Origin of the sequence: Leucobacter luti (assembly GCF_019464495.1) — a bacterium.
GTDB classification, from domain to species: Bacteria; Actinomycetota; Actinomycetes; order Actinomycetales; family Microbacteriaceae; genus Leucobacter; species Leucobacter luti_A.
This window is the reverse complement of record NZ_CP080492.1, coordinates 2,390,063-2,410,530: the sequence shown is the minus strand read 5'-3', so window position 1 is coordinate 2,410,530 and position 20,468 is coordinate 2,390,063. Positions and strand designations below refer to the sequence as shown.

General features: G+C 66.9%; 15 protein-coding genes and 2 pseudogenes. 7 read left to right on the top strand and 10 right to left on the bottom strand.

The window, feature by feature from the left end; translation table 11 throughout:
• Positions 1 to 3 precede the first annotated feature (3 nt).
• From K1X41_RS10765 to K1X41_RS10755, 3 genes and pseudogenes are all read right to left on the bottom strand, one after another.
• Positions 4 to 876 carry a PPK2 family polyphosphate kinase gene (locus tag K1X41_RS10765; RefSeq protein ID WP_396426476.1) on the bottom strand — a complete coding sequence of 291 codons (873 nt, stop codon included), beginning with the start codon at positions 874 to 876 and terminating at the stop codon, positions 4 to 6.
• Between the two features lie 172 nt (positions 877 to 1,048).
• Positions 1,049 to 2,798, bottom strand: a pseudogene (menD, locus tag K1X41_RS10760) (2-succinyl-5-enolpyruvyl-6-hydroxy-3-cyclohexene-1-carboxylic-acid synthase).
• Between the two features lie 23 nt (positions 2,799 to 2,821).
• Positions 2,822 to 3,346, bottom strand: a complete 525-nt coding sequence (locus K1X41_RS10755) for a PLDc N-terminal domain-containing protein (RefSeq protein WP_220174604.1) — start codon at positions 3,344 to 3,346, stop codon at positions 2,822 to 2,824.
• Positions 3,347 to 3,438: 92 nt separating this feature from the next.
• On the opposite strand from K1X41_RS10755, the gene K1X41_RS10750 reads away from it, so the two are divergent.
• Both K1X41_RS10750 and K1X41_RS10745 read left to right on the top strand, forming a co-directional pair.
• The gene (locus K1X41_RS10750; RefSeq protein ID WP_258566501.1) at positions 3,439 to 3,792 is read left to right on the top strand and encodes a DUF4229 domain-containing protein; all 354 of its coding nucleotides are present in this window, start codon (positions 3,439 to 3,441) and stop codon (positions 3,790 to 3,792) included.
• A gap of 9 nt (positions 3,793 to 3,801) precedes the next feature.
• Entirely contained in the window at positions 3,802 to 4,962 is a 1,161-nt protein-coding gene (locus K1X41_RS10745; RefSeq protein WP_220174603.1) for an FAD-dependent oxidoreductase, read from the top strand.
• 424 nt (positions 4,963 to 5,386) lie between these two features.
• Here the strand turns inward: K1X41_RS10745 and K1X41_RS10740 are convergent, their stop codons facing one another.
• On the bottom strand, positions 5,387 to 7,204 hold the full coding sequence (locus K1X41_RS10740) for an ABC transporter ATP-binding protein (RefSeq protein WP_220174602.1): 1,818 nt from the start codon (positions 7,202 to 7,204) through the stop codon (positions 5,387 to 5,389).
• Positions 7,201 to 9,042, bottom strand: coding sequence for an ABC transporter ATP-binding protein (locus tag K1X41_RS10735; RefSeq protein WP_133615388.1), 1,842 nt, complete (start codon positions 9,040 to 9,042; stop codon positions 7,201 to 7,203). Before K1X41_RS10735 ends, K1X41_RS10740 begins: the two co-directional genes overlap by 4 nt.
• Before the next feature lie 291 nt (positions 9,043 to 9,333).
• On the opposite strand from K1X41_RS10735, the gene K1X41_RS10730 reads away from it, so the two are divergent.
• The 4 genes and pseudogenes from K1X41_RS10730 (at position 9,334) to K1X41_RS10720 (ending at position 12,985) form a co-directional block, all read left to right on the top strand.
• Positions 9,334 to 10,695, top strand: a complete 1,362-nt coding sequence (locus K1X41_RS10730) for a sensor histidine kinase (RefSeq protein WP_220174601.1) — start codon at positions 9,334 to 9,336, stop codon at positions 10,693 to 10,695.
• Positions 10,692 to 11,363, top strand: a complete 672-nt coding sequence (locus K1X41_RS10725; RefSeq protein ID WP_133615386.1) for a response regulator — start codon at positions 10,692 to 10,694, stop codon at positions 11,361 to 11,363. The genes K1X41_RS10730 and K1X41_RS10725 overlap by 4 nt, the downstream gene beginning before the upstream one ends.
• 165 nt (positions 11,364 to 11,528) lie before the next feature.
• Positions 11,529 to 11,879, top strand: a pseudogene (locus K1X41_RS16155) (acyltransferase family protein); the annotation flags it as partial.
• Positions 11,880 to 12,016: 137 nt separating this feature from the next.
• Positions 12,017 to 12,985, top strand: coding sequence for a hypothetical protein (locus K1X41_RS10720; protein ID WP_396426475.1), 969 nt, complete (start codon positions 12,017 to 12,019; stop codon positions 12,983 to 12,985).
• On the opposite strand, the gene K1X41_RS10715 is transcribed toward K1X41_RS10720, so the two are convergent.
• Genes K1X41_RS10715 through K1X41_RS10705 form a run of 3 tightly spaced genes read right to left on the bottom strand, consistent with a single transcriptional unit; the run spans position 12,949 to position 16,075 of the window.
• On the bottom strand, positions 12,949 to 13,905 hold the full coding sequence (locus K1X41_RS10715) for a 1,4-dihydroxy-2-naphthoate polyprenyltransferase (protein WP_133615384.1): 957 nt from the start codon (positions 13,903 to 13,905) through the stop codon (positions 12,949 to 12,951). The genes K1X41_RS10720 and K1X41_RS10715 overlap by 37 nt on opposite strands.
• On the bottom strand, positions 13,902 to 15,305 hold the full coding sequence (locus tag K1X41_RS10710; RefSeq protein ID WP_220174599.1) for an AMP-binding protein: 1,404 nt from the start codon (positions 15,303 to 15,305) through the stop codon (positions 13,902 to 13,904). The genes K1X41_RS10715 and K1X41_RS10710 overlap by 4 nt, the downstream gene beginning before the upstream one ends.
• Positions 15,302 to 16,075 carry an IclR family transcriptional regulator gene (locus K1X41_RS10705; RefSeq protein ID WP_132201316.1) on the bottom strand — a complete coding sequence of 258 codons (774 nt, stop codon included), beginning with the start codon at positions 16,073 to 16,075 and terminating at the stop codon, positions 15,302 to 15,304. Before K1X41_RS10705 ends, K1X41_RS10710 begins: the two co-directional genes overlap by 4 nt.
• A gap of 134 nt (positions 16,076 to 16,209) precedes the next feature.
• Between K1X41_RS10705 and K1X41_RS10700 the strand changes: the two genes are divergently transcribed.
• A complete protein-coding gene (locus tag K1X41_RS10700) occupies positions 16,210 to 18,465 on the top strand; it encodes a malate synthase G (RefSeq protein WP_220174598.1) in 2,256 nt (751 codons plus the stop codon).
• A 228-nt stretch (positions 18,466 to 18,693) separates the two neighbouring features.
• Here K1X41_RS10700 and K1X41_RS10695 read toward each other — a convergent pair whose 3' ends face one another.
• On the bottom strand, positions 18,694 to 19,608 hold the full coding sequence (locus tag K1X41_RS10695; protein ID WP_132201312.1) for a 1,4-dihydroxy-2-naphthoyl-CoA synthase: 915 nt from the start codon (positions 19,606 to 19,608) through the stop codon (positions 18,694 to 18,696).
• A gap of 94 nt (positions 19,609 to 19,702) precedes the next feature.
• Entirely contained in the window at positions 19,703 to 20,440 is a 738-nt protein-coding gene (locus K1X41_RS10690) for a VIT1/CCC1 transporter family protein (RefSeq protein WP_220174597.1), read from the bottom strand.
• Positions 20,441 to 20,468 lie beyond the last annotated feature (28 nt).

The following is a 20,468-nucleotide window of genomic DNA, read 5'->3' as shown; positions in this document are numbered from 1 at the left end:
ACGCTAGTTCGGCCAGCTCAGGCCCAGCGTCGCCTCGACCCGAGCACGCTCTGCGGCAACGTCGAAGTCGACCGCCGGCCACTCTGGCCCGATCCGCTGCAGCTCTGAGATCACAATCCGCTGCACCGCTGCCCGGGCGTACCACTTTGCGTTTGCCGGGACCACGTACCAGGGTGCGTGCGGGGCGGCCGTGCGCTCGATCGCGAGCTGGAACGCATCCATGTATTCAGGCCACAGGAGGCGCTCGTCCACGTCGCCAGCGTTGTACTTCCAGTGCTTCTCCGGGTCGCCCAGCCGATCGAGCAGGCGCGCAGCCTGCTCTTCCGGAGAAATGTGCAGCATGATCTTGACGATCCTGACTCCGTCGTCTGCGATCCGACGTTCAAAATCAATGATCGCACCGTAACGGCGCTCGATTTCCTCCGGAGGCGCAAAACTCCGAACGCGCTGGATCAAGACATCTTCATAGTGGGATCGGTCGAACAACCCGATCAAACCGGGACCCGGCACGTGCGGCTCAACCCGCCACAAGAAATCATGGGCCCGCTCTTCTTCGGTCGGCGCCTTAAACGCCGCGAGGGCGAGGCCGTATGGTTCCAGCTGGGCGAAGACGTGGTTGACGATGCCGCCCTTGCCCGCAGCGTCCATCGCCTGCAGCACCACAAGCACACGGTCACGAGCTCCCACGCGACTCTGGGCAAAGAGTTTCTCCTGGAGCTCGCGCACTTCCTGTGCAGACCAGGCAAGTTCGGCTTGACCGCCCCGCTTGTTGGCATTCGTGCCAGGGGTCGATCCGGGATCAACCTCGCGCAGCGAGAACTCCTTCCGCACTCGCAAGAGCTCGGTCACGTCGTCGGTCCAGAACTTGTGCGCCATCGTCATCTCCCCTGTTGTGCACCCCACTGTATGGCTTGGGCGCGGTCAGCGCGACGCTTCCGAAAGGAATGTGGCTGCAGCGAGTCGCGGACCGGCGCAGGGCGGGCCGGTCAGGGCAGAGCAGGACAGGGCAGGGCAGGCCGGGGCCGACGAGCCAGGCACGCAAGCAGCGCTAGCGTGCGAGCGGGGCCTCGACCAGGCACGGCCCGGTCACCGGTTCGGTCAGCAGTCGCTCGAGTTCGCTGCGAGTTTCAATTCTGCGGTATTCCCAGCCGTAGGCAGCGGCGAGCTCTGCAAGCGCCACGCGCTGCGGCGCAAACATCACGCGGTCGAAGGCCTCGCGATCTGCGGCGCCCGCAACCTCGAGTCCGTCAAAGATCGTCCCGCCGCCATCGTTCCCCACAATGAGTTGGATCCGGATCGCTGTCTCCCCTCTGGCAGCAGCAGCGACCCAGCGTCGTGGAGCAGGGCGAGGTCGCCGATGAGCACGCGGGTAATTCCGGCCGCACGCGCAGGATCGGCGTCCCCTTGACTCGCAGCCGCAACGCCGATTGCCGTCGCGATCGTGCCATCGATCCCCGCGAGCCCGCGGTTCGCGTGCACGGTGAGCTTGCGACCGGCAGCGAGCGCGTCAAGCACACGCACGAGACGTGAGGCCGCGAGCACGAGGCGGTCGTGCGGCCAAGTGGCGCGCCACACCGACTCCGCAAGCAACTCGCGCGTGATCGGCTCGCGCATCGTGGCGACCTCAGCGCGCGCATATGCGTTGCGCTCCTTGTACCCCGTGGCGGTCGCGGCGGAGAGATCTGGCTCGTGCACAGTGGTGCGCGCGCGTTGCAGCTCCCGATCGGGGAGCACCCAGAGCCCGAGCCACCGGTGCAGGGTGCGCGGACTGAACCCTTCGGCCACCGTCGCCTCGCGCACAATGCGAGCTCGATTGCCCGGGTTCACGTGGTCAACCCCGGGCCGGTGTGTGGATCAACCACGATCACCTCAACGTCTTCACGCAGCAACAGCGCGGTGACCTGGCGCGTCAGCGTCGGGTGGCCGAACACGACGGCACGCTCGGTCAGCCCGCCGATCTCCGGGTCATCGAGCAGCGTCGCGTAGCCCGTGATCGTCTCACGCCCAAAGCGCGCGCCGCTCACCACCTCCGCGAGCAGCGGAGCTCCAGCCGCGTGCGCGAACGCCTCAGCCTCGGGTCCAGCGTCGGCGCCAGCGATCACGACGGTGAGGGCGTCGCCACCGTGTTCGTAGCGCTCGCTCCGGTCAAAGCCGGGGTGCGGATCAGCGCGCAGCGCGGTGCCCGCCACGGCTTCTTCACGCGCCGCGGCGAAGCCGTCAGCAATCATTGCGTCGAAACCGGCGGTGCCGGAGAGCGGCTCGCGGAATGCGAGGTTGAGGTGCACGGGGCCTGCGGGGGCCGCGCCAGGCGCACCGGTGGCTGCGGCGAGCGCCCGCGACGCAAGCACGCCGGGATCCCGCACACCGTCTCGTCGCAGGTCGCCGCTCTCCGAAAACTCAGGCGCAGGCACGTCGAGCATGAGCCGCGTTGCGCGCAGCAGGCCCGGCTGAGCGGTGGTCTGATTGCTCCGGATCCCGCGCAATTCCGCTGGACGGTCCGCAGTGAGGAGCAGCATTGGGACGCGGGCCTCGTATGCTTCGAGCGCTGCGGGCAAGAGATTCGCCACCGCTCCACCGCTCGTCACGATCACGGGTGCGGGGATCCCGGTTTCGCGCGCGATGCCGAGCGCGAAGAAGCCCGCTGAGCGCTCGTCGAGCCGCACGTGCAGGCGGATCGCTTCGGAGCGTTCAGCCGCGGCGGCCGCGAGCGCGAGAGCCTGAGAGCGGGAGCCCGGGCACACGACGACGTCACGAACGCCGCGGCGGATCAGCTCCCCGAGGAGTTCAACCGCAAAGATCGAGGCCGGAGCAGGAGCAGCGCTCACGGTTTCGGTGCGTCGCCATCGGCTCGAGTGCCGCCCTCGCGCCGATCGGGGTCGCGCGGGCCGGGCTCGGGGGCCTTCGGCTGTTCGGTCGGATCATCCGTCATCGCTGGCCGCTCAGTTTCCGGAGCGTCAGCAGCGTCGGTGTCGCTCGCCTCACTGCGATCCTGCGACGGCTGGACCGGGTTTACCGGCTCTTCACCCGGGAAGGTTTCACTGTCGAGCTCACGCAGGCGGTCTTCCAGATCGCGCATGTGCGCGTCGAGATCAGCATCCGACAAGCGAGTCGCCGTGAACCGTGGGTCATCATCTGGAGCGGACTGCCGTACGGGCGGACGTGGCTGCCCCTTGCCGATGAGGAACCAGAGCACACCGCCGATCACGGGCAGGACGACAACGATCAGCACCCAGACCGGCTTGCTCACGCCGCGGGCACGCGATCCATCAGTCATCGCCGCGTCAACGAGCGCGTACAGCGTAAACGCCACGGCGATGACGATACCGATAATCACGAATCGCACCATACTCCTCATGGTACTCGTCGCCGCTCACGACCCGCTGGACATCAGCCGTTCACTTCAGCCCGAGCGCAGGAGCCCCGGGTAGACTCGGGCGCGTGAATAACCCCCGCACCGCCTGGATCGTATACACCGTGCTGCGTCTGCTCTTCTTCGCAGTGCCGTTTGCCGTGCTCTTCGTGCTGGGCATCTGGCCCTGGCTGGCAGCGATCTTTGCGGCGCTGATCGGGGTTTCTCTCTCCATCATTTTCCTCTCGCGTCCGCGCGATACCGCGTCGGAGAGCATCTACGACTGGCGCAATCGAGAGCGCACTCCCGACAGCATCGTCGAGGACGAAGCCGTCGAAGCTGGAGCAGCGCTCCAGTCGAACGAACCGGATACTTCCGCTGAAACTTCTGCGGCTCACCTGGACCCCCGCGGCGATTCCTCCGCGCCGAGGGAAAGCGCCTAGGGCCGCCCCGTGAGCGAGCGCTTCGACCACATCGTCGTGGGCGGGGGCGTCATGGGCCTCGCCGCAGCCTGGCAGCTCGCGTTGCGCGGCCGCAGCGTCGTGCTGCTCGAGCGATTCGGCAGGGGTCACACCCGCGGCGCCTCACACGGCGCCACGCGCAACATGAACAACGCGTATGACGAAGAGCTCTACTTGGATCTCTACGACGAGGCCTTCGCCCTCTGGGGTGAGCTCGCTGAGGCCTCAGGCGAACAGCTCCTCACGCTCTGCGGGCTCGTCACCCACGGCGATCCAACGGCCGTCACGAACGCTCACGCTGCCCTTCTGGCGCGGGGTGCAGCAACCGAGATCATCACGCCGGACGAGGCGGCCGCTCGCTGGCCCGGAATGCGCTTCGAGGGTGCGGTCCTCGTGAACCGTGACGCTGGGCGTGTGCACGCGGCCACGGCACTCGAGGTCTTTGCCGCAGAGGCCAGCAGGCACGGCGCAGACCTTCGCTTCGAGCACCGCGTCGCGGAGATCACGCTCACAGAAGGCGGCGCCGTGGTGAGCGGAGCGAACGCGGCAGGAGAATCGTTCCAGCTCCAGGCCAGCGGGGTCGTGGTCGCCGCTGGTGCGTGGAGCCGCGAATTGCTGCGAGATCACGTGGTTCTGCCACAGCTCACCGTCACTGAGGAACACCCCGCTCACTTTCAGCCGCAGCCGCGGTTCCGGGAGCCAGGGGCCGAGACCTGGTGGCCCTCGTTCAACCATGTGCGCAGCATGCAGGATCGCGACGAGGACAGCGACGGCGCCCGAGCACGCACCGGGTCGGTCTACGGAATGCTCACGCCCGGTGAAGGAGTCAAAGTCGGGTTCCACGCTGTGGGTGACGAAGTCGATCCCGACGATCGCCGCTTTCGTGCTCCGGACCTCGCGCGCGCCGCGCTCCGCGACTATGTGGCGGAGTGGTTCCCCGGCCTCGATCCAGACACGGCTGCGGAGATCAGTTGCACCTACACGTCAACGGCCTCCGGGCGCTTCGTGCTCGATCGAGTAGGTCCGATCACGGTTGCAGCCGGGTTCTCCGGCCACGGCTTCAAGTTTGCGCCTGCGATCGGCCGAGTGCTTGCTGACGCCGCGCTCGGCGTCGCGTTCCCGCCGGCCCCGTTCCGCCTCGCCGCGCACTGAACGCGCGACGACGCGGAGCGCGCCCCCGCGCCCTTCACACCCGCAAGCCCCACACCCGGCCGACCCCTGCACCCTGCAGCCTGCCCCGTGCACCCTGCCCCCTGCCCCCTGCCCCGTGCCCCGTGCACCCTGCACCCCCGCTCGCCCCGCTCGCCCCGTCGTGTGAGCGCAAGTGGCTGAATAGACCGGGGTATTCGACCACTTGCGCTCACAGCAGGATGGGCACAGGGAGCATGGGGATGGGGATGGGGATGGGGATGGGGATGGGGATGGGGATGGGGATGGGGATGGGGATGGGCACGGGCACGGGCACGGGCACGGGCACGGGCACGGGCACGGGCACGAAGGATGCTCTCGCACGGGATCACGGGAGCGGGATCACGGGAGCGGGATCACGGGAGCGCAGGCGCCCCCGCGATGAGGCCTACGCCTGCGACGCCTCCCACCCTGCATTGAGCGCGGCATAGCGCCCGCCAGCCGCGATCAGCGTGGCCGGGCTGCCGTCCTCTACCACTCGGCCGTGCTCCATCACGAGCACCCGATCGGCGATCGCGACCGTCGAGAGTCGGTGCGCGATGATGATTGCCGTGCGATCCGCGAGCAGCCGCTGCAGTGCATCCTGCACGAGCCGCTCGCTCGGCAAATCCAGCGACGCCGTCGCCTCATCCAGGATCAGCACGCGCGGATCAGCGAGGAAGGCGCGCGCAAAGGAAATTAGTTGCCGCTGGCCGGCTGAAACTCGCCCACCGCGCTTGTTCACGTCCGTGTCGTAGCCCTCGGGGAGTGCGGAGATGAATTCGTGTGCTCCGACGGCCGTCGCAGCCGCACGGATCTCCGCAACGGTCGCATCGGGCCGCCCCAGCGCAATATTCTCGGCCACTGTCCCGCTAAACAGGTACGCCTCCTGGGTCACCATCACGATGGCACGGCGCAGATCAGCCGGATCCAGTTCACGCAGGTCCACTCCGTCCAGGGAAACACTGCCCTGAGTCGGATCGTAGAACCGCGCCACGAGCTTCGCCAGCGTCGATTTCCCCGCGCCGGTCGTCCCAACGAGCGCGACGGTCTGGCCCGCGGGGATCACGAGTGAGCAGTCGGTCAGCACGGTCCGGCCGGCGCCGTAGCCAAAGCTCACGTCTGCAAACTCCAGCTCGCCACGGGCCTCAGGGAGGCTCGCTGGCACCGCTGGATCCTGCACCGACGGATCCTCTTCGAGCACGCCCGACACCTTCTCGAGTGCCGCGGTGGCCGATTGATAGGAGTTCAGGAACATGGCCACCTCTTCGATCGGTCCGAAGAAGTTGCGCACGTACAGCACCGTGGCAAGCAGCACGCCAATGGCGAGGCCACCGTCGATCACGCGCAGCGCTCCCCAGAACAGCACGATCGCGATCGTCACATTCGCGAGCAGGATCAGGCCGGGATCTAGCACGCCAAAGAGTCGGAACACACGGAGATTCGCACGCCGGTAATCGTCAGATACCCGCGCGAATTCGTCGCGGTTGCGCTTCTCACGACGGAACGCCTGCACGGCACGGATCCCGGTCATGGTTTCGACGAACTGCACGATGAGCCGTGCGCTGACAACGCGCGTCGAGCGGAAGCCCTTCTGCGATTCCACCACGAACCAGCGCATGAGGATCACGAGCGGAATCCCCATGCCAAGGAGCACGAGACCGCTGCGCCAATCGATCAAGAACAGCATGAGCAGCGTGAAACTGCCAATCAAGATTGCGTCAATGAGCTCGTTCAGGCTGCCGTCAAGCAGCTCCTGGATCGACTCAAGATCGCTCGTCTGCCGCGCAATGATGCGGCCGGAGGTATAGCCCTCATGGAACTCGAGGCTGAGGCGCTGAGTGTGCCGGAAGATCCGGGTGCGCAGTTCCATCATGACGGCCTGTGTGAGCTTGGCGATGAGCACGACATACCAGCCGACGAATGCCGCCCCGACACCGCCCGAAACGAGGAACGCGAGACCCACTCCAATAGCCGGCCCCCAGTCGCCCTGGTCAACAGCGCGCGGGAGTGCCTCATCGATGCCAAAAGCGATGAGCGTCGGCCCGATCGCGCGCATTGCGGTGGATACGACGATCACGATCGCCGTGAGGAGAATCAGGAGCTTCAGCGGTTTGAGGATCGAGCCAAGCAGGCGCAACGAGCGGCGCCGGATGGCACGGCTTTCCTCTCTGGTGTACTGGTCGCGGTCTTCGCCGCGGGTACCGCGAACGGTCTCGGGGCTCATGCGCGGTCCTCCGTCTGGTCAATCGTTGCAATCAAGTAGCGGTAGTGCTCGTTCTCACGCAGCAGCTCAGCGTGAGTGCCGACGGCCTCAATCCGGCCATCCCAGAGCACCGCGACCCGATCCGCCATCGCCACCGTCGAAGGACGGTGCGCCACAATCAGCGCCGTGGTGTTGGCGAGCACGCGCCGCAGCGCAGCCTCGACGAGCGCTTCAGTGTCGACATCGAGAGCAGACAGCGGATCGTCGAGCACGAGCACGTCGGGGGCAGCCGCCACCACGCGCGCGAGCGCGAGTCGCTGCCGTTGCCCGCCGGAGAGCGACAGCCCCTCCTCCCCCACTTCGGTGTCAACGCCGTCAGGCAGCTCAGTCGCGAAGCCGGCCTGCGCAACGTCAAGCGCCTCAGCGAGCACTGCGTCAGCTTCTGGGCTCATCGGATCGAGATCCGCTCGCCCGAGCAGCACGTTTTCACGCACCGAGGCGGAAAACAGGATCGGCTCTTCAAACGCGACGCCGATCCTGCGGCGCAATTCTTCGAGCCGCAACTCGCGCACATCGACGCCGTCGAGTTCCACCGCACCACCTGTCACGTCGAACAGCCGAGTCGGCAACGTGGTGAGTGTCGTCTTCCCACTCCCAGTGGTGCCCACCACAGCCATCGTCTCGCCCGGCCGCAGCACGAGGTCGACCCCCGTGAGCAGATCGGGCGCACCCGCCGCGTCCGGGTAGTGGAAGCGAACACCCCGGAACGCGAGCTCGCCGCGTGGCTCCGTGATGGTGCGAGGCGTGGCCGGATCCGTGATCGTGACCGGTGCGTCGAACACATCGAAGACGCGATCCGTCGCGGTCCGCGTATCAATCAGCAGCGAGTAAAGGTAGCCGAGCGAAGACATGGGCCACTGCAGCGCAGCAGCCATAGCGAAGAACGCGAACAGCTCACCAACGGTCAGGAGGCCGTGCACAGCAAGCCAGACGCCTGTGATGAAGCAGGCACCGAGGGCGAGGATCGGCACCAGCTCGTGCGAGAACCAGAGCAGGCCCATCTCGCTCGCCTTGCGCATTTCCGTCTTGCGCAGCGTCTCTGCGCGGCGTGTGAACTGCGAGAGCGCGTGGCTTCCGCGCCCGAAGGCCTTCAGCACACGAATCCCGTGCACACTTTCCTCAACCGCAGTCGCGAGATCGCCGGACTGATCCTGGCTGCGCCGCGAGAGCACGCCGTAGCGCTGCTCGAAGCGGTAGCCCAGGATCCAGAGCGGGATCGAACACGCCACGAAGACGGCGCCGAGCGCCCAGTGCCAGCGAAACAGCAGGACTGAGCCGATCACGATCGTCAGCACATTGATGAGCAGCAGGATCAGCCCGAACGCCAACCAGCGCCGGATCGTACCGATGTCCTGCATCATGCGGCTCAGCAGCTGCCCCGACTGCCATCGATCGTGGAACGCGACCGGCAACTGTTGCAGTCGCTCGTAAAACGCCTGCCGCACTCGATACTCGATCCCCGCGGCCGGAGTCATCACGAAGCGACGGCGCAAGAACACCATCAGCGCCTCGACCACTCCGAGGGCGAGCACCGCGAGCGTGGCCCACAGGATCTGCGTGCGGTTTCCCGAGGTGATGGGTCCGTCGACGGCCCACTGCAGCACGAGCGGAATCAGCAGGCTCGCGACAGCGGCTCCGAGCCCGACCAGCGCACCACCAATGAGGCGGGGCAGCGCCGGGCGGGCGAAAGGGAACAGCCGCGCGAGCGCACGTGCCGTGGACAAGCGAGGGGCCGTCCCGGGTTCCGGAACGGGTTCGTGATCGTCAGCAGACGAGGGTGAAGCGTGAAAAACAGTCATGATCCCTGAAAAGAATGCGCACGCGAAGAGGTGCGGAAGAGGCTGGAAACAAAAGGTGTGCGGCGGGCCAGATGGCGGGCCGCGTGAGAACTAATGTCCGGTCAGCGGGGCGCCCGGACGAGGAAGATCAAATGCGATGCGGTTGATGCGTTCCATGATCTTCTCCTCTCCGGGTCGTAGGGATACCGTCAATAACCCTATCCAGATGGGAGATTGCCACGCAAGCCTCAGTTTTGGGTGATCGTGGCGCTGCCCCCGTTGCGGTGAGGCTCGGCGCGGTAGCCTTGCCGCATGTTCCTCTCGCGACGCCTGACCCCGTGGGTGTGGGCCGGCGCCGTTGCTGCTGCGCTCGCGCTGCTTGCGGTGACCGCATCGCTCGGAGCCACGGTGTACGGCATGCCCGTTGCTTCGAGTCTCGCGTGTGGCCTCGCCCAATCCCTCGGCGTGCTGCTGTCGCCACGTTTCCCCCGCTGGGCACTCACCCTGGTCGCGATTGCCGGGCTCAGCGTAGTGACACTCGCGCAGCCCACCCCGACGGCGCCGTGGCCGATCCCGGTCGCCACGCTGCTGGCCACGCTCTTCGTGCTCGCTGCGGCCTCACTGCACGGACAGTGGATCGCTGCAGCAAGCGCCGCCGTGATCGTCGGCATCACCGCCAGTGGCGTCGCGTCGGCCTTCGGCTCGGATATTCCCGTCGGGCCTGTCATCGCGAATCTGATTGTGAGCCTCGCACTCTTCGTTGCGGTCATCGGAGGCGCGACACTCGTGCGCGCAATCCGCACCACTCGCGGCGAGCTTGCGGCAGTGAAAGAAATCTCCGAGTTGGAGCTCGCCCGCCGCCAGGTCGTGGAAGAGCGGACCCGGATCGCGCGCGAGATGCACGATGTTGTGGCACACGGCATGTCAGTGATCCAGGTGCAGGCCGCCAGTGCCCGCTATCGCTACCCCGAGCTGAGCCACGAGGTCGCCGACGAATTCGACGCGCTCGCCGCGACCGCCCGAACCGCACTGGGCGAGATGCGCTCACTTCTCGGTGTGCTGCGCGCCGACAACGACGCCGAGCAGGCGCCGCAGCCTGGACTCGCGCAATTGCCTGAACTCGTTGCCCGGTCCCGCGCCGAACTCGTCGATCGGGTGCCGGCGCACGTGCGCTCCGGCGTCGATCCAGTGTGCGAACTCGCTGTCTATCGGGTGGCGCAGGAGTCGCTCGGCAATGCGGCCAGACACGCGCCGGGCGCTGAGACCAGCGTGGAACTGGCAGCGGCGCCTGCTGCCGTTGCTGGAGCGCCAGCCCGCCTTCGCATCACGATCGAAAACGTGGCACCGGCCCAGGCCTCCGGCGCTGCAATTCTCACCGCAGACACCAGTGGACACGGTATCCGTGGCATGCGTGAGCGAGTCGCCGCGCTCGGCGGCGAGCTGAGCGTAGGGCCGACCGAAGCTGGCGGCTTCCGGGTCGTCGCGATTGTGCCGGTGTTGCCAGGGGCACCGCGGGCGCTCGGTGATTCGGAATCAGTGATCGAATCTGCCGCAGCTATCGAGACCGGCCAAAGCATCAACTCTGGTTTCGTAGCCGGGCCCGATCCGGCAGCTGATCCTGGGCCACAAGTCGCCGCACCCCGCTTCCCCACTGACTCGGAGCCAGCCACATGACCGTATCCATTTTGATTGCCGACGACCAGGGAATGGTGCGCGCTGGCTTCGCCGCAATCCTCGATTCCCAGGCGGATTTCACCGTCGTGGGCCAGGCAGCTGACGGGGTCGAGGCTGTCGCGCTTTCGCATCAACTGCGCCCGGATGTCGTGCTCATGGACGTGCGGATGCCGGGCATGAACGGGCTTGAAGCGACGAGGCTGCTGATGGCACCGACACCGCGCACCCCGCACGTGCCCAAAATTGTGATCCTCACCACGTTCGATATCGATGAGTACGTGCACGATGCCCTCGCAGCTGGCGCAAGTGGGTTCTTGCTCAAGGACGCGCCACCGGCGGACCTGGTGCACGCAGTGCGGGTGGTTGCGGCAGGGGACGCGCTGCTCGCGCCGAGTGTGACGAAGCGGCTCCTGCAGCGGTTCTCAGAGCAGCGTCCGCCGAGCGACCAGCACGCGTTGCGGCTGGCGGAGCTCACTGAGCGGGAGCGCGAGATTCTGGTGCGGATCGGGCGGGGAATGGCGAATGCCGAAATTGCAGCCGAGCTGTTTATCGCAGAGCAGACGGTGAAATCGCACGTAACGCGGATCTTCACAAAGTTGCGGCTGCGGGATCGGGTGCAGGCAGTGATCCTCGCCTACGATGCCGGGTTAGTGTCGCCGGATCGGTAGCAGGACGGGCGGCTAGGCGGCCTGCACCCGGCCTGGCGGCGAGCACCGACACGTTGCGGTGCCCACCCCCTACCCGGGTAGGGGGTCAAATGCGCTCCGCAGAGTGATGCAGCGGGCGTGAGCTGCGCGAGACGGTACTTCCAGCACACCGGAAGGACCGTCCCCATGACTCTCGTCGCCCCAAGCTCTGCCGTCTCAGCAGCAGCACACCCCACCAGCACCACTGCCCCCGCCACGCGCGACCGCGCCACCCGCGACCGCGCCGTCGATCTCGTCCGCGCGGCCTGCTTGATCGCGGTCGTGACGGTGCATGCGCTCATGGTTGGCGCGAGCGTGAGCGGCGGCGATGTCGTGCTCGAGAACGCCCTCGAGGGCTGGGATCTGTTTACCCCGTTCTCCTGGTTCGCACAAATGATGCCCTTGTTCTTCATCCTCGGCGGCTTCGCATCCGCCACGCACTTCCGACGGATGCGGCAGCGTGGGATGGGCGCAGCGGACTATGTCGCGCTCCGGCTGCGCAGGCTCCTCCCGGTGCCGCTCGCGGCGGCGCTCGCGGTCGCGACAGTGCTTGGTGCGATGACCCTCACCGGGCTCTCCCCGAGCTGGTCGCGACGGCGGGGTGGCGAATCAGTCAGCCCCTGTGGTTCCTCGGCGTGTATGTGCTGTGCTCGGCGTGTGTGCCGCTGGCACTGCGTGCCCACGAACGGGCACCGCGGTGTGCGCTCGCCATGCTCGGCGGCGCGGTGCTGCTCGTCGACGGAGTGCGCTTCGCAACAGGCATCGACGCCCTCGGCTTCGCGAATCTGCTGTTCGTGTGGTTGTTCGTGCAGCAGCTCGGATTCTGGCTCGCGGACGGCCGGGCACCGAAGCTGCGGCTCGCCGGGTGGGCCGTCGCAGGGATCGTGGCGCTCATGCTGATCGGGGCGAGCCCCGTGAACCTGTTTGAGGCACTGAACCCGCCCACAGCGCCGCTCGCACTCCTGGGGGTCGTGCAGTTTGCGGTGTTCGCCCGACTCCGTCCCCGTCTGGCCCAGTGGGCTGAGCTCCCTCGCGTGCGCACGGCCTCTGACGTCATCAACGGCACCGCGATGACGATCTACTCGTGGCACATGCCCGTCGTCGTGCTGCTGGCCGGTGTGCTGCTCGGTGTCGAGCCGCTCCTCGCTGAGGGCGCTGGCACACTGTTGCCCGTTCCGCTGTCAGCCGAGTGGTGGGCCAGTCGTCCGCTGTGGCTCGTCGCCGCTGGCCTCGCAGTTGCTGGGGTGGTCGCTCTCGTCGCTCGACTCGAGCGGCGACCGGGCACGGTGGCGGCAGGATCAGCATCCGGATCCGGCGCAGGGTCCCGAGCCGATTCCGGCGCAGGCTCCCGAGCCGATTCCGCAACAATCGCCGGTCCAGGGACTCGGGACTTCGCAGCCCTCAGCACAGGCCGCGCCACGCTCGCGGTGCTCAGTGGGGCAGGAGGTGTCCTCGTGATTCTCGCCGCGACCGGGGCGCTGTGGGCTTGGCTGGTCGGCGTGCTCATGTTGTGGATCGCGATCCAAATGACACGCCCCGAGCCTGCGGCCCGATCACTCCCAGTGCGTCAGAACGCGAATCCGATCCCCAGCAGCACGCCGTAGGCGAGCGCCGCGAGACTGGTGAGCTGCAGCACCAAGATCAGCTCGCGCGGTGTTTTCGCGGTGAGCACGATCAGCACGCACGGAAGCACGATGATGAGCACGAGCCACACGAGCAACAGACCGGGGTTCGCAAAGCCGAACAGCGCGGGCACCGCAAACGGCAGCAGCACGCAGAGTACGAACAGGATGCGCGACGCGCGATCCCCGATCCGCACCGAGAGCGTATTCTTGCCCGCCAACCGATCGGTGGGGATGTCGCGAATATTGTTGACGACCAGCACGGCCACCGCGAACAGGCCGACTCCCGCGCCAGCGAACCAGGCCTCCTGGGTCCGCACATCAGTCTGCAGCCACACGGTCCCGACAGTTGCAACGAGACCGAAGAAGATGAACACGACGACTTCGCCGAGGCCCGCATATCCATACGGGCGCTTCCCTCCCGTGTAGAACCAGGCAGCGATAATCGCGACGACTCCGAGCCCGAGGAACCACCAACGGCCGCTGAGCACCACTGCGACAACACCGGACACTGCAGCAAGCCCGAAGAAAATGAGGGCAAGCATGAGCACGCGCTTGGGATTCACGAGACCGGAGCCGGTGAGGCGCGCCGGCCCTACCCGGAAGGCGTCGGTGCCTCGCACCCCGTCCGAGTAGTCATTGGCATAGTTCACCCCCACCTGGAGGAACACCGCGACGGCGAGCGCGAGCAGTGTCAGCGGCCACGAAAAGCCCTGCACCATGTGCGCGATCCCAGCTCCCGCTGCGACGGGAGCCACGGCGAGCGGGAGCGTGCGCAGTCGCGCCCCACCCACCCAGTTGCGCCACGTGATCCTGGGCTCTGCGCCACCGGAGACACGTCGCTCGGCCGCTGCTCGCACAGCGGGATTGCCCGACTTGCGTCGATCCTTCGCCTGGTTCACGCCTGTTCCTCTCCTGCTGCGCGGTGCGCTTGGTCTCCTGTGTGGCCTGGCACGCCGACGACATCAGTTGCCTCGATAGCGTCGGCTGCTTCGACGGCGTCAGCGGCGTCAGCGGTGTCAGCCGTGCCGACGGCGTCAGTCACATCGGCGCCTGCATCCGGCGCTGCATGTTTGGGGGCCCGGCGCGTCTCGCGAAAGCTGTCGCGCAGTCGGCCCAGCCACTCACCCAGTGCGATCAGATCTGGTTTGCCTCCCGCAAGGCGCGGGATCTCAGGCGTTTCGGTGACCCACTCCGGCAGGGCGGCAACGCCGAGACGGGCGCGCACCTCCTCGCGGACCCGCTCAAAGCTTGCGTGCGCTGCATCCGCGCCAGCGTCGCTTTGGGCCTGGTCAGATGTCTCCAGCACAAGCGTGACGCGCTCGCCCCATTCAGGGTGTGGTGCGGCGAGGGCGACCGCGCTCGCCCAGCCAGGCTGCTCACGCACCACGCGCTCAACCTCATCGAGTGAGACGTTAATCCCACCTGAGATGAGCACACGGTCGATCCGGCCCGTCACGGTGAGCATGCCGCCCAGGAGCTCGCCAGCATCGCCGGTGCGATACCAGCGCGTCTCGGTGCCAGCGCTGTCGGTCTCGGTGATGAAACGATCAGCGGTCAGCTCGGGATCCCCGACGTAGCCGAGCGCCAGAGCCGATCCCGCGAGTTGTACTTCGCCAGCGCGAATCCGCACCAGAGTGTCGCCGATCTCAACGCCATCGTAGACACACCCCCCAGCAGTCTCGGTCATGCCGTAGCTCCGTTTGAGTGCCACACCAAGTTCGTGACAGCGCTGGCGCAGCGCGACCGTGATGGCCTGGCCCCCCACGAGCACTGCATCAAAGCGCTGCAGAATCGCTGCTGCCTCAGGGTCTGCCGCGGCGTGATCCAGCAGTCGAGACAGCTGCACCGGCACCAGCGAAACATAGCGTCGTTCAGCAGTCATCAGTTCGGCAGCGGCGAGCAGGCGCGCCGGATCGAATGCCCCGTCGACGAACACGGGTTCCTGCTCGGCAATGGCGCTGCGGATGAGCGGCTGAATACCGGAGATGAGGTTGCTCGGGAGGGGAACGAGCCACTGACCCGGCCCGCCAAACGCCTCGTGAGTTGCGTTCGCACTCGCGCGAAGGGCCGCTGCGGACAGCGCGACGGCCTTCGGGATCCCGCTTGATCCGGAGGTGCGCACCACGAGCGCCGTGCCCTCCGGGAGCGGCGTGTGTTGCAGTGCGAGCACCACCTCGGGACTCGTGTCCGGTGCGAGGGGAAATACCGGCGCACCACCAGCGAGGGCGTCTTGAAGCGCTGCGATAAGCCAGGCGCGATCCTCAGTGGGGATGGCGCGGAGTCCGTTGGGCTGTGTCACCCCTCCAGGGTACCCGCTGCCCGCGTGAGCTCTTCGACCGCACGCTTCACGATCGCGTCGGTCATCCGTGCGCTCGGGCCCGAAATGGAGAGCGCCGCTGGGGGCGTCGCGCCCGGCACTGCTACCGCGATGCAGCGCACGCCCACCTCCTGTTCCCCGTCATCAATCGCGAAGCCGCGGTGACGTGTGTCCCGCAGATCGGCAAGCAGGGCGGGAACGCTCACCAGAGTGGTTGGCGTGTAGCCCGGGAGCCCTGTCCGGTTCAGGATCTCTCTGACGCGACGCTCTGGCAATGTGGCGAGCATCGCTTTGCCGACCCCGCTTGCGTGTGGCAGCACTCGTCGACCCACCTCAGTGAACATGCGCATCCGGTGTCGCGAGGGAACCTGTGCGATGTAGGCCACGAGATCTCCGTCGAGCACTGCAAGATTGGCGGTCTCCTGCGCGATGTCTTCGAGGTGCACGAGTGCAGGGCGCGCAGACTCGGCGAGCGGCGGAGTGGCGCGCTCCCCGAGGCCGATCAGTGTTGGCCCCAGCCCGTAGTCGCGGTTGTCGCGCTGTCGGGCCACTCCGAGATCGAGCAGGGTGCGGAGCAGCCGGTGGGCGGTTGGGACCGCGAGTCCGGCGCGTGCTGCGACCTCCGCAAGCGGCAGCGAAGCATTCGCTTGGGCGAGGACCTCCAGCACCGCGAAGGCACGGGCGACCGATTGCACGTGTCCCCCCGATGCAGCGGGCAGCGTGTGCGCCTTGGAGCTCTCGCGTTCACTCATGACTCCACTATACGGAATGGATACTCCATTTTATTGCGCACCCTCCTATCGTGGAGCACAGCCGAGCAGATCCGCGAGAACGAACCACCGCATCGCGCTCTGCCCCACCACGTCCCCGCAGCATTGGAGCTCGTATGACTGCCTACGCCCCCCGCGCCGACCTCTCCGTCGCGAAACCCATCCTTGCGTTCGCCGAAGAAAGCCTCGCTGCACACGGGCTCAACGCCGAGGAATTCTGGGCCGGAGTCAGCGCGATCGTGCACGAGCTCGCGCCGCGCAACGCCGAACTGCTTCGCAGGCGGGATGCACTCCAGCTGCAGATCGACGAATACCACCGAGCCACTCCGGGAATCCCGGACCCCGCAGCGTACCGCGCGTTCCTCACCGAAATCGGCTACCTCAGCGCCGTGCCACACGAGGTCCGCGTCACGACCACACACGTCGCGCCAGAAATCGCCCTGTGCGCCGGGCCCCAGCTTGTCGTGCCGATTCTCAATGCGCGCTTCGCGCTCAACGCAGCGAACGCACGCTGGGGTTCACTCTACGACGCCCTCTACGGCACCGATGCGATCCCCCACGAAGGCGACCTCGCACCTGGCGCGGGCTACAATCCGGCCCGCGGCGCCGCGGTGATCGCACGCGGCCGCGAACTGCTCGACCTGATTGCGCCGCTACAGGCACTCGAGGGGATCTCCCTGAACGCTGAGGTGCCCAGTGCACCCGAGTGGTCACACTCAGCGGCGACTCGCTACTCAGTGCAAGACGGCGAACTGCGAGTCGAACTCGGAGACTTCACCGTCTGCGCGCTCGCCGATCCGGCCGCCCTCGTCGGATACACCGGATCCGCCGAATCCCCAGACTCGATCCTGCTCGTGCATCACGGACTGCACGCAGAGATCGTGATCGACCGAACCGGCCAGATCGGATCGAGCGACGCCGCCGGGGTGCAAGACATCGTGCTGGAAGCTGCGCTCACTACGATCATGGACCTCGAAGACTCGGTCGCAGCCGTCGACGCGGAAGACAAGGCGCTCGGCTATCGCAACTGGCGCGGGCTCATGGCGCGCACGCTCTCCGAAGAAATCACGAAGGGCGGCACGAGCTTCACCCGCAGCATGGCCGCTGACCGCACCTATCTCGCACCCGGTGGCGGCACCGTCACGCTCCCCGGGCGCTCGGTGCTGTTCGTGCGGAACGTGGGACACCTCATGTACGGTGACTCGATCCTCGATCGCGCGGGAGCAGAAACACCCGAGGGGATCGTTGACGCCATCATGACCGCGCTGGGCGCGCTCGACGACCTGCGCGGCGACCTCGCGAACTCGCGTACACCCTCGATGTACATCGTGAAACCCAAGATGCACGGACCAGACGAAGCGGCCTTCACCGCTGAGCTCTTCGCCCGCGTAGAGGCGCTGCTCGGTCTGCCTCCGCTCACGCTCAAGATTGGGATCATGGACGAAGAGCGCCGCACGTCCGCAAACCTCGCGGCCTCAATCGCGGCGGCGGCTGATCGCGTGGCGTTCATCAACACAGGATTCCTCGACCGGACGGGCGACGAGATCCACACGTCCATGCATGCCGGACCGTTCCTGCCCAAGGCCGCCATCCGCACTGCCCCCTGGCTCACCGCATACGAGGCGCGCAACGTGACGATCGGCGTGGAGTGCGGCCTCACCGGACACGCCCAGATCGGGAAGGGCATGTGGGCGATGCCGGATCTCATGGCGGCGATGCTCGAGCAGAAGATCGGACACGTGCGCGCGGGAGCCTCCACCGCGTGGGTGCCCTCACCCACCGCCGCGACGCTGCACGCGATTCACTACCACCAGGTCGATGCCTTTGCGGCCCGAGCCGAAGTGTCAGGGGACCGATCCAGCACCGGCACTGGCGCTGGCGCTGGCGCTCCAGACTCGCTTGCCACGTTGCTGCAGGTCCCGCTCGCCGAGCCCGCCGATCTCGACCCAGCGACAGTTGCGGCCGAACTCGAGAACAGTGCTCAGTCGATCCTGGGGTATGTGGTGCGCTGGATCGACCAGGGTGTCGGCTGTTCAAAAGTGCCCGACATCAACGACATTGGCCTGATGGAGGATCGGGCGACGCTCCGAATTTCCTCACAGCTGCTCGCCAACTGGCTCCTGCACGGGGTGATTACCGAAGACGAGATCGATGCGGCGCTGGTGCGCTGCGCGGCCGTGGTGGATCGTCAAAACGCGGCCGATCCCCTATATGAGGCGTTGCTCGGAGCGGACGGGACGACGCCCGGGCTGGCGTTCACCGCCGCGCGCAGGCTCGTGCTTGAGGGGGCTGCGCAGCCGAGCGGCTACACCGAGCCACTGCTGCACGAGCTCCGGCGCGCAAAGAAGGCCGCGCAGGCGCAGAGTCGTTGACCCGTGAGGAGTGGCGCCCCGAAGCTTCGCACTGCGACAAGATTCGGGGCGCCAGCCCTTCCGTGCACTGACGGGTTGAGGCCGGTGTCTGCATACCGATCGACGCCTCCCAGTGAGCCAGCCAGCCAGTCAGCCGGTGCCGGTGCCGGTGCCGGTGCCCTAGCCTGGCGGCCCAACCGCCCAGCCACCGGCCAGCCAGCCGGTGCCGGTGCCGAGCTGGCCCAGACCCTAGTAGTGGTACGGGAACGGGCTCCAGTCAGGCTCGCGCTTCTCGAGGAACGAGTCGCGACCTTCAACCGCCTCGTCAGTGCCATACGCGAGGCGAGTGGTCTCACCAGCGAACAGCTGCTGGCCCACGATCCCGTCATCCACCGCATTCATGGCGTACTTCAGCATGCGGATCGCAGTCGGAGACTTGCCCAGGATCGTGCGCGCCCAGGCAATTCCGGTGCGCTCCAGCTCCGCGTGCGGCACGACTTCGTTGACGGCGCCGATCTCGCGCGCCCGATCAGCCGAGTACTCCTCCGCGAGGAAGAAGATCTCGCGGGCCATCTTCTGCCCCACCTGACGGGCGAAGTAAGCACTGCCGTAGCCGGCATCAAAGGAGCCGACGTCAGCATCCGTCTGCTTGAACTTCGCGTGTTCACGCGAGGCAATCGTGAGATCGCACACCACGTTCAGCGAGTGCCCTCCGCCAGCGGCCCAGCCGGGGATCAGCGCAATTACCACCTTCGGCATGAACCGGATCAGCCGCTGCACCTCGAGAATGTGCAGCCGCCCAGCACGCGCCGTCGCCTCAGGCCCCACCGTGGTCTCGTCGTCGGAATACTTGTAGCCGTCGCGGCCACGGATCCGCTGGTCGCCGCCCGAGCAAAACGCCCAGCCACCATCCCGCGGCGAGGGCCCGTTGCCCGTCAGCAGCACCACGCCAACCTTCGGGTTCACCCGCACGCGGTCAAGCGCGTCATAGAGTTCGTCGACGGTGCGCGGCCGAAAAGCGTTGCGCACTTCGGGTCGGTCAAACGCAATGCGCGCGATCCGGCCATCACGGCTGAGGTGCGCGGTGATGTCGGTGTACCCCACCGCCCCCGGGGCGACTTCCCACTCGGCCTGGTCGAAGAGATCGGAAACCTGCTGCGTCATACCCCCAGCCTATTCTGGGCGGCGACGGATCGCGGTCGCTCACTTCCAGGTTCGGCGCGGTTCGCTGCCGTGCGTCTCGCTTCCGGAACGCGGATCAGGACACCGCAACGCCGAAGAGCAGCCCGATCACGTAAGTCGCGAGCATGGTCGCCACTCCCATCGTCACATTGCGCAGGATCGCTGGCCGCTTCGGGGAGCGGCCGAGTGCAGCGCTGATCCAGCCGGTCAGGAACAACCCCACTACGACCCCGACCGCCGCGACCCACACTCGATGCTCCCCCACGGGGAGCAGGATCATGAGGAGCGGGATCAGTGCGCCAACGGTGAACGAGACGAAGGAGGACAGCGCGGCGGCCCAAGGACTCGTAAATTCCTCTGGATCGATCCCGAGCTCGACCTCTGCGTGTGCCGCGAGCGCGTCACGCGCGGTGAGTTGCACTGCGACCTGGAGCGCCAAATCCTCGGTGAGACCGCGCTGCTCGTAAAATCCAGCGAGCTCCCGCAGCTCTTCCTGAGGTTGCTCGGCGAGCTCGCGTGTCTCTTTCGCGATCAACGCGCGTTCGGTATCACGCTGCGTACTGACGGACACGTATTCGCCGCCGGCCATCGAAAATGCGCCCGCCACGAGCGCAGCGAGTCCCGCGGTCACGATCGCGACCAGGTTGCCGGGCGTGGCTGCCGCAACGCCGATCACCACGCCGGCCGTCGAAACGATACCGTCGTTTGCGCCAAGCACCCCCGCGCGCAGCCAGTTCAACCGCTGCCCCACGTTGGTGTCGTGCGGTTCGTGCGGGGGCTGCCCGGGGACCGTGCTCGTCTGCTCGCTCGCCATACCCTGATTCTCGTCCGGGAGCCGCCCG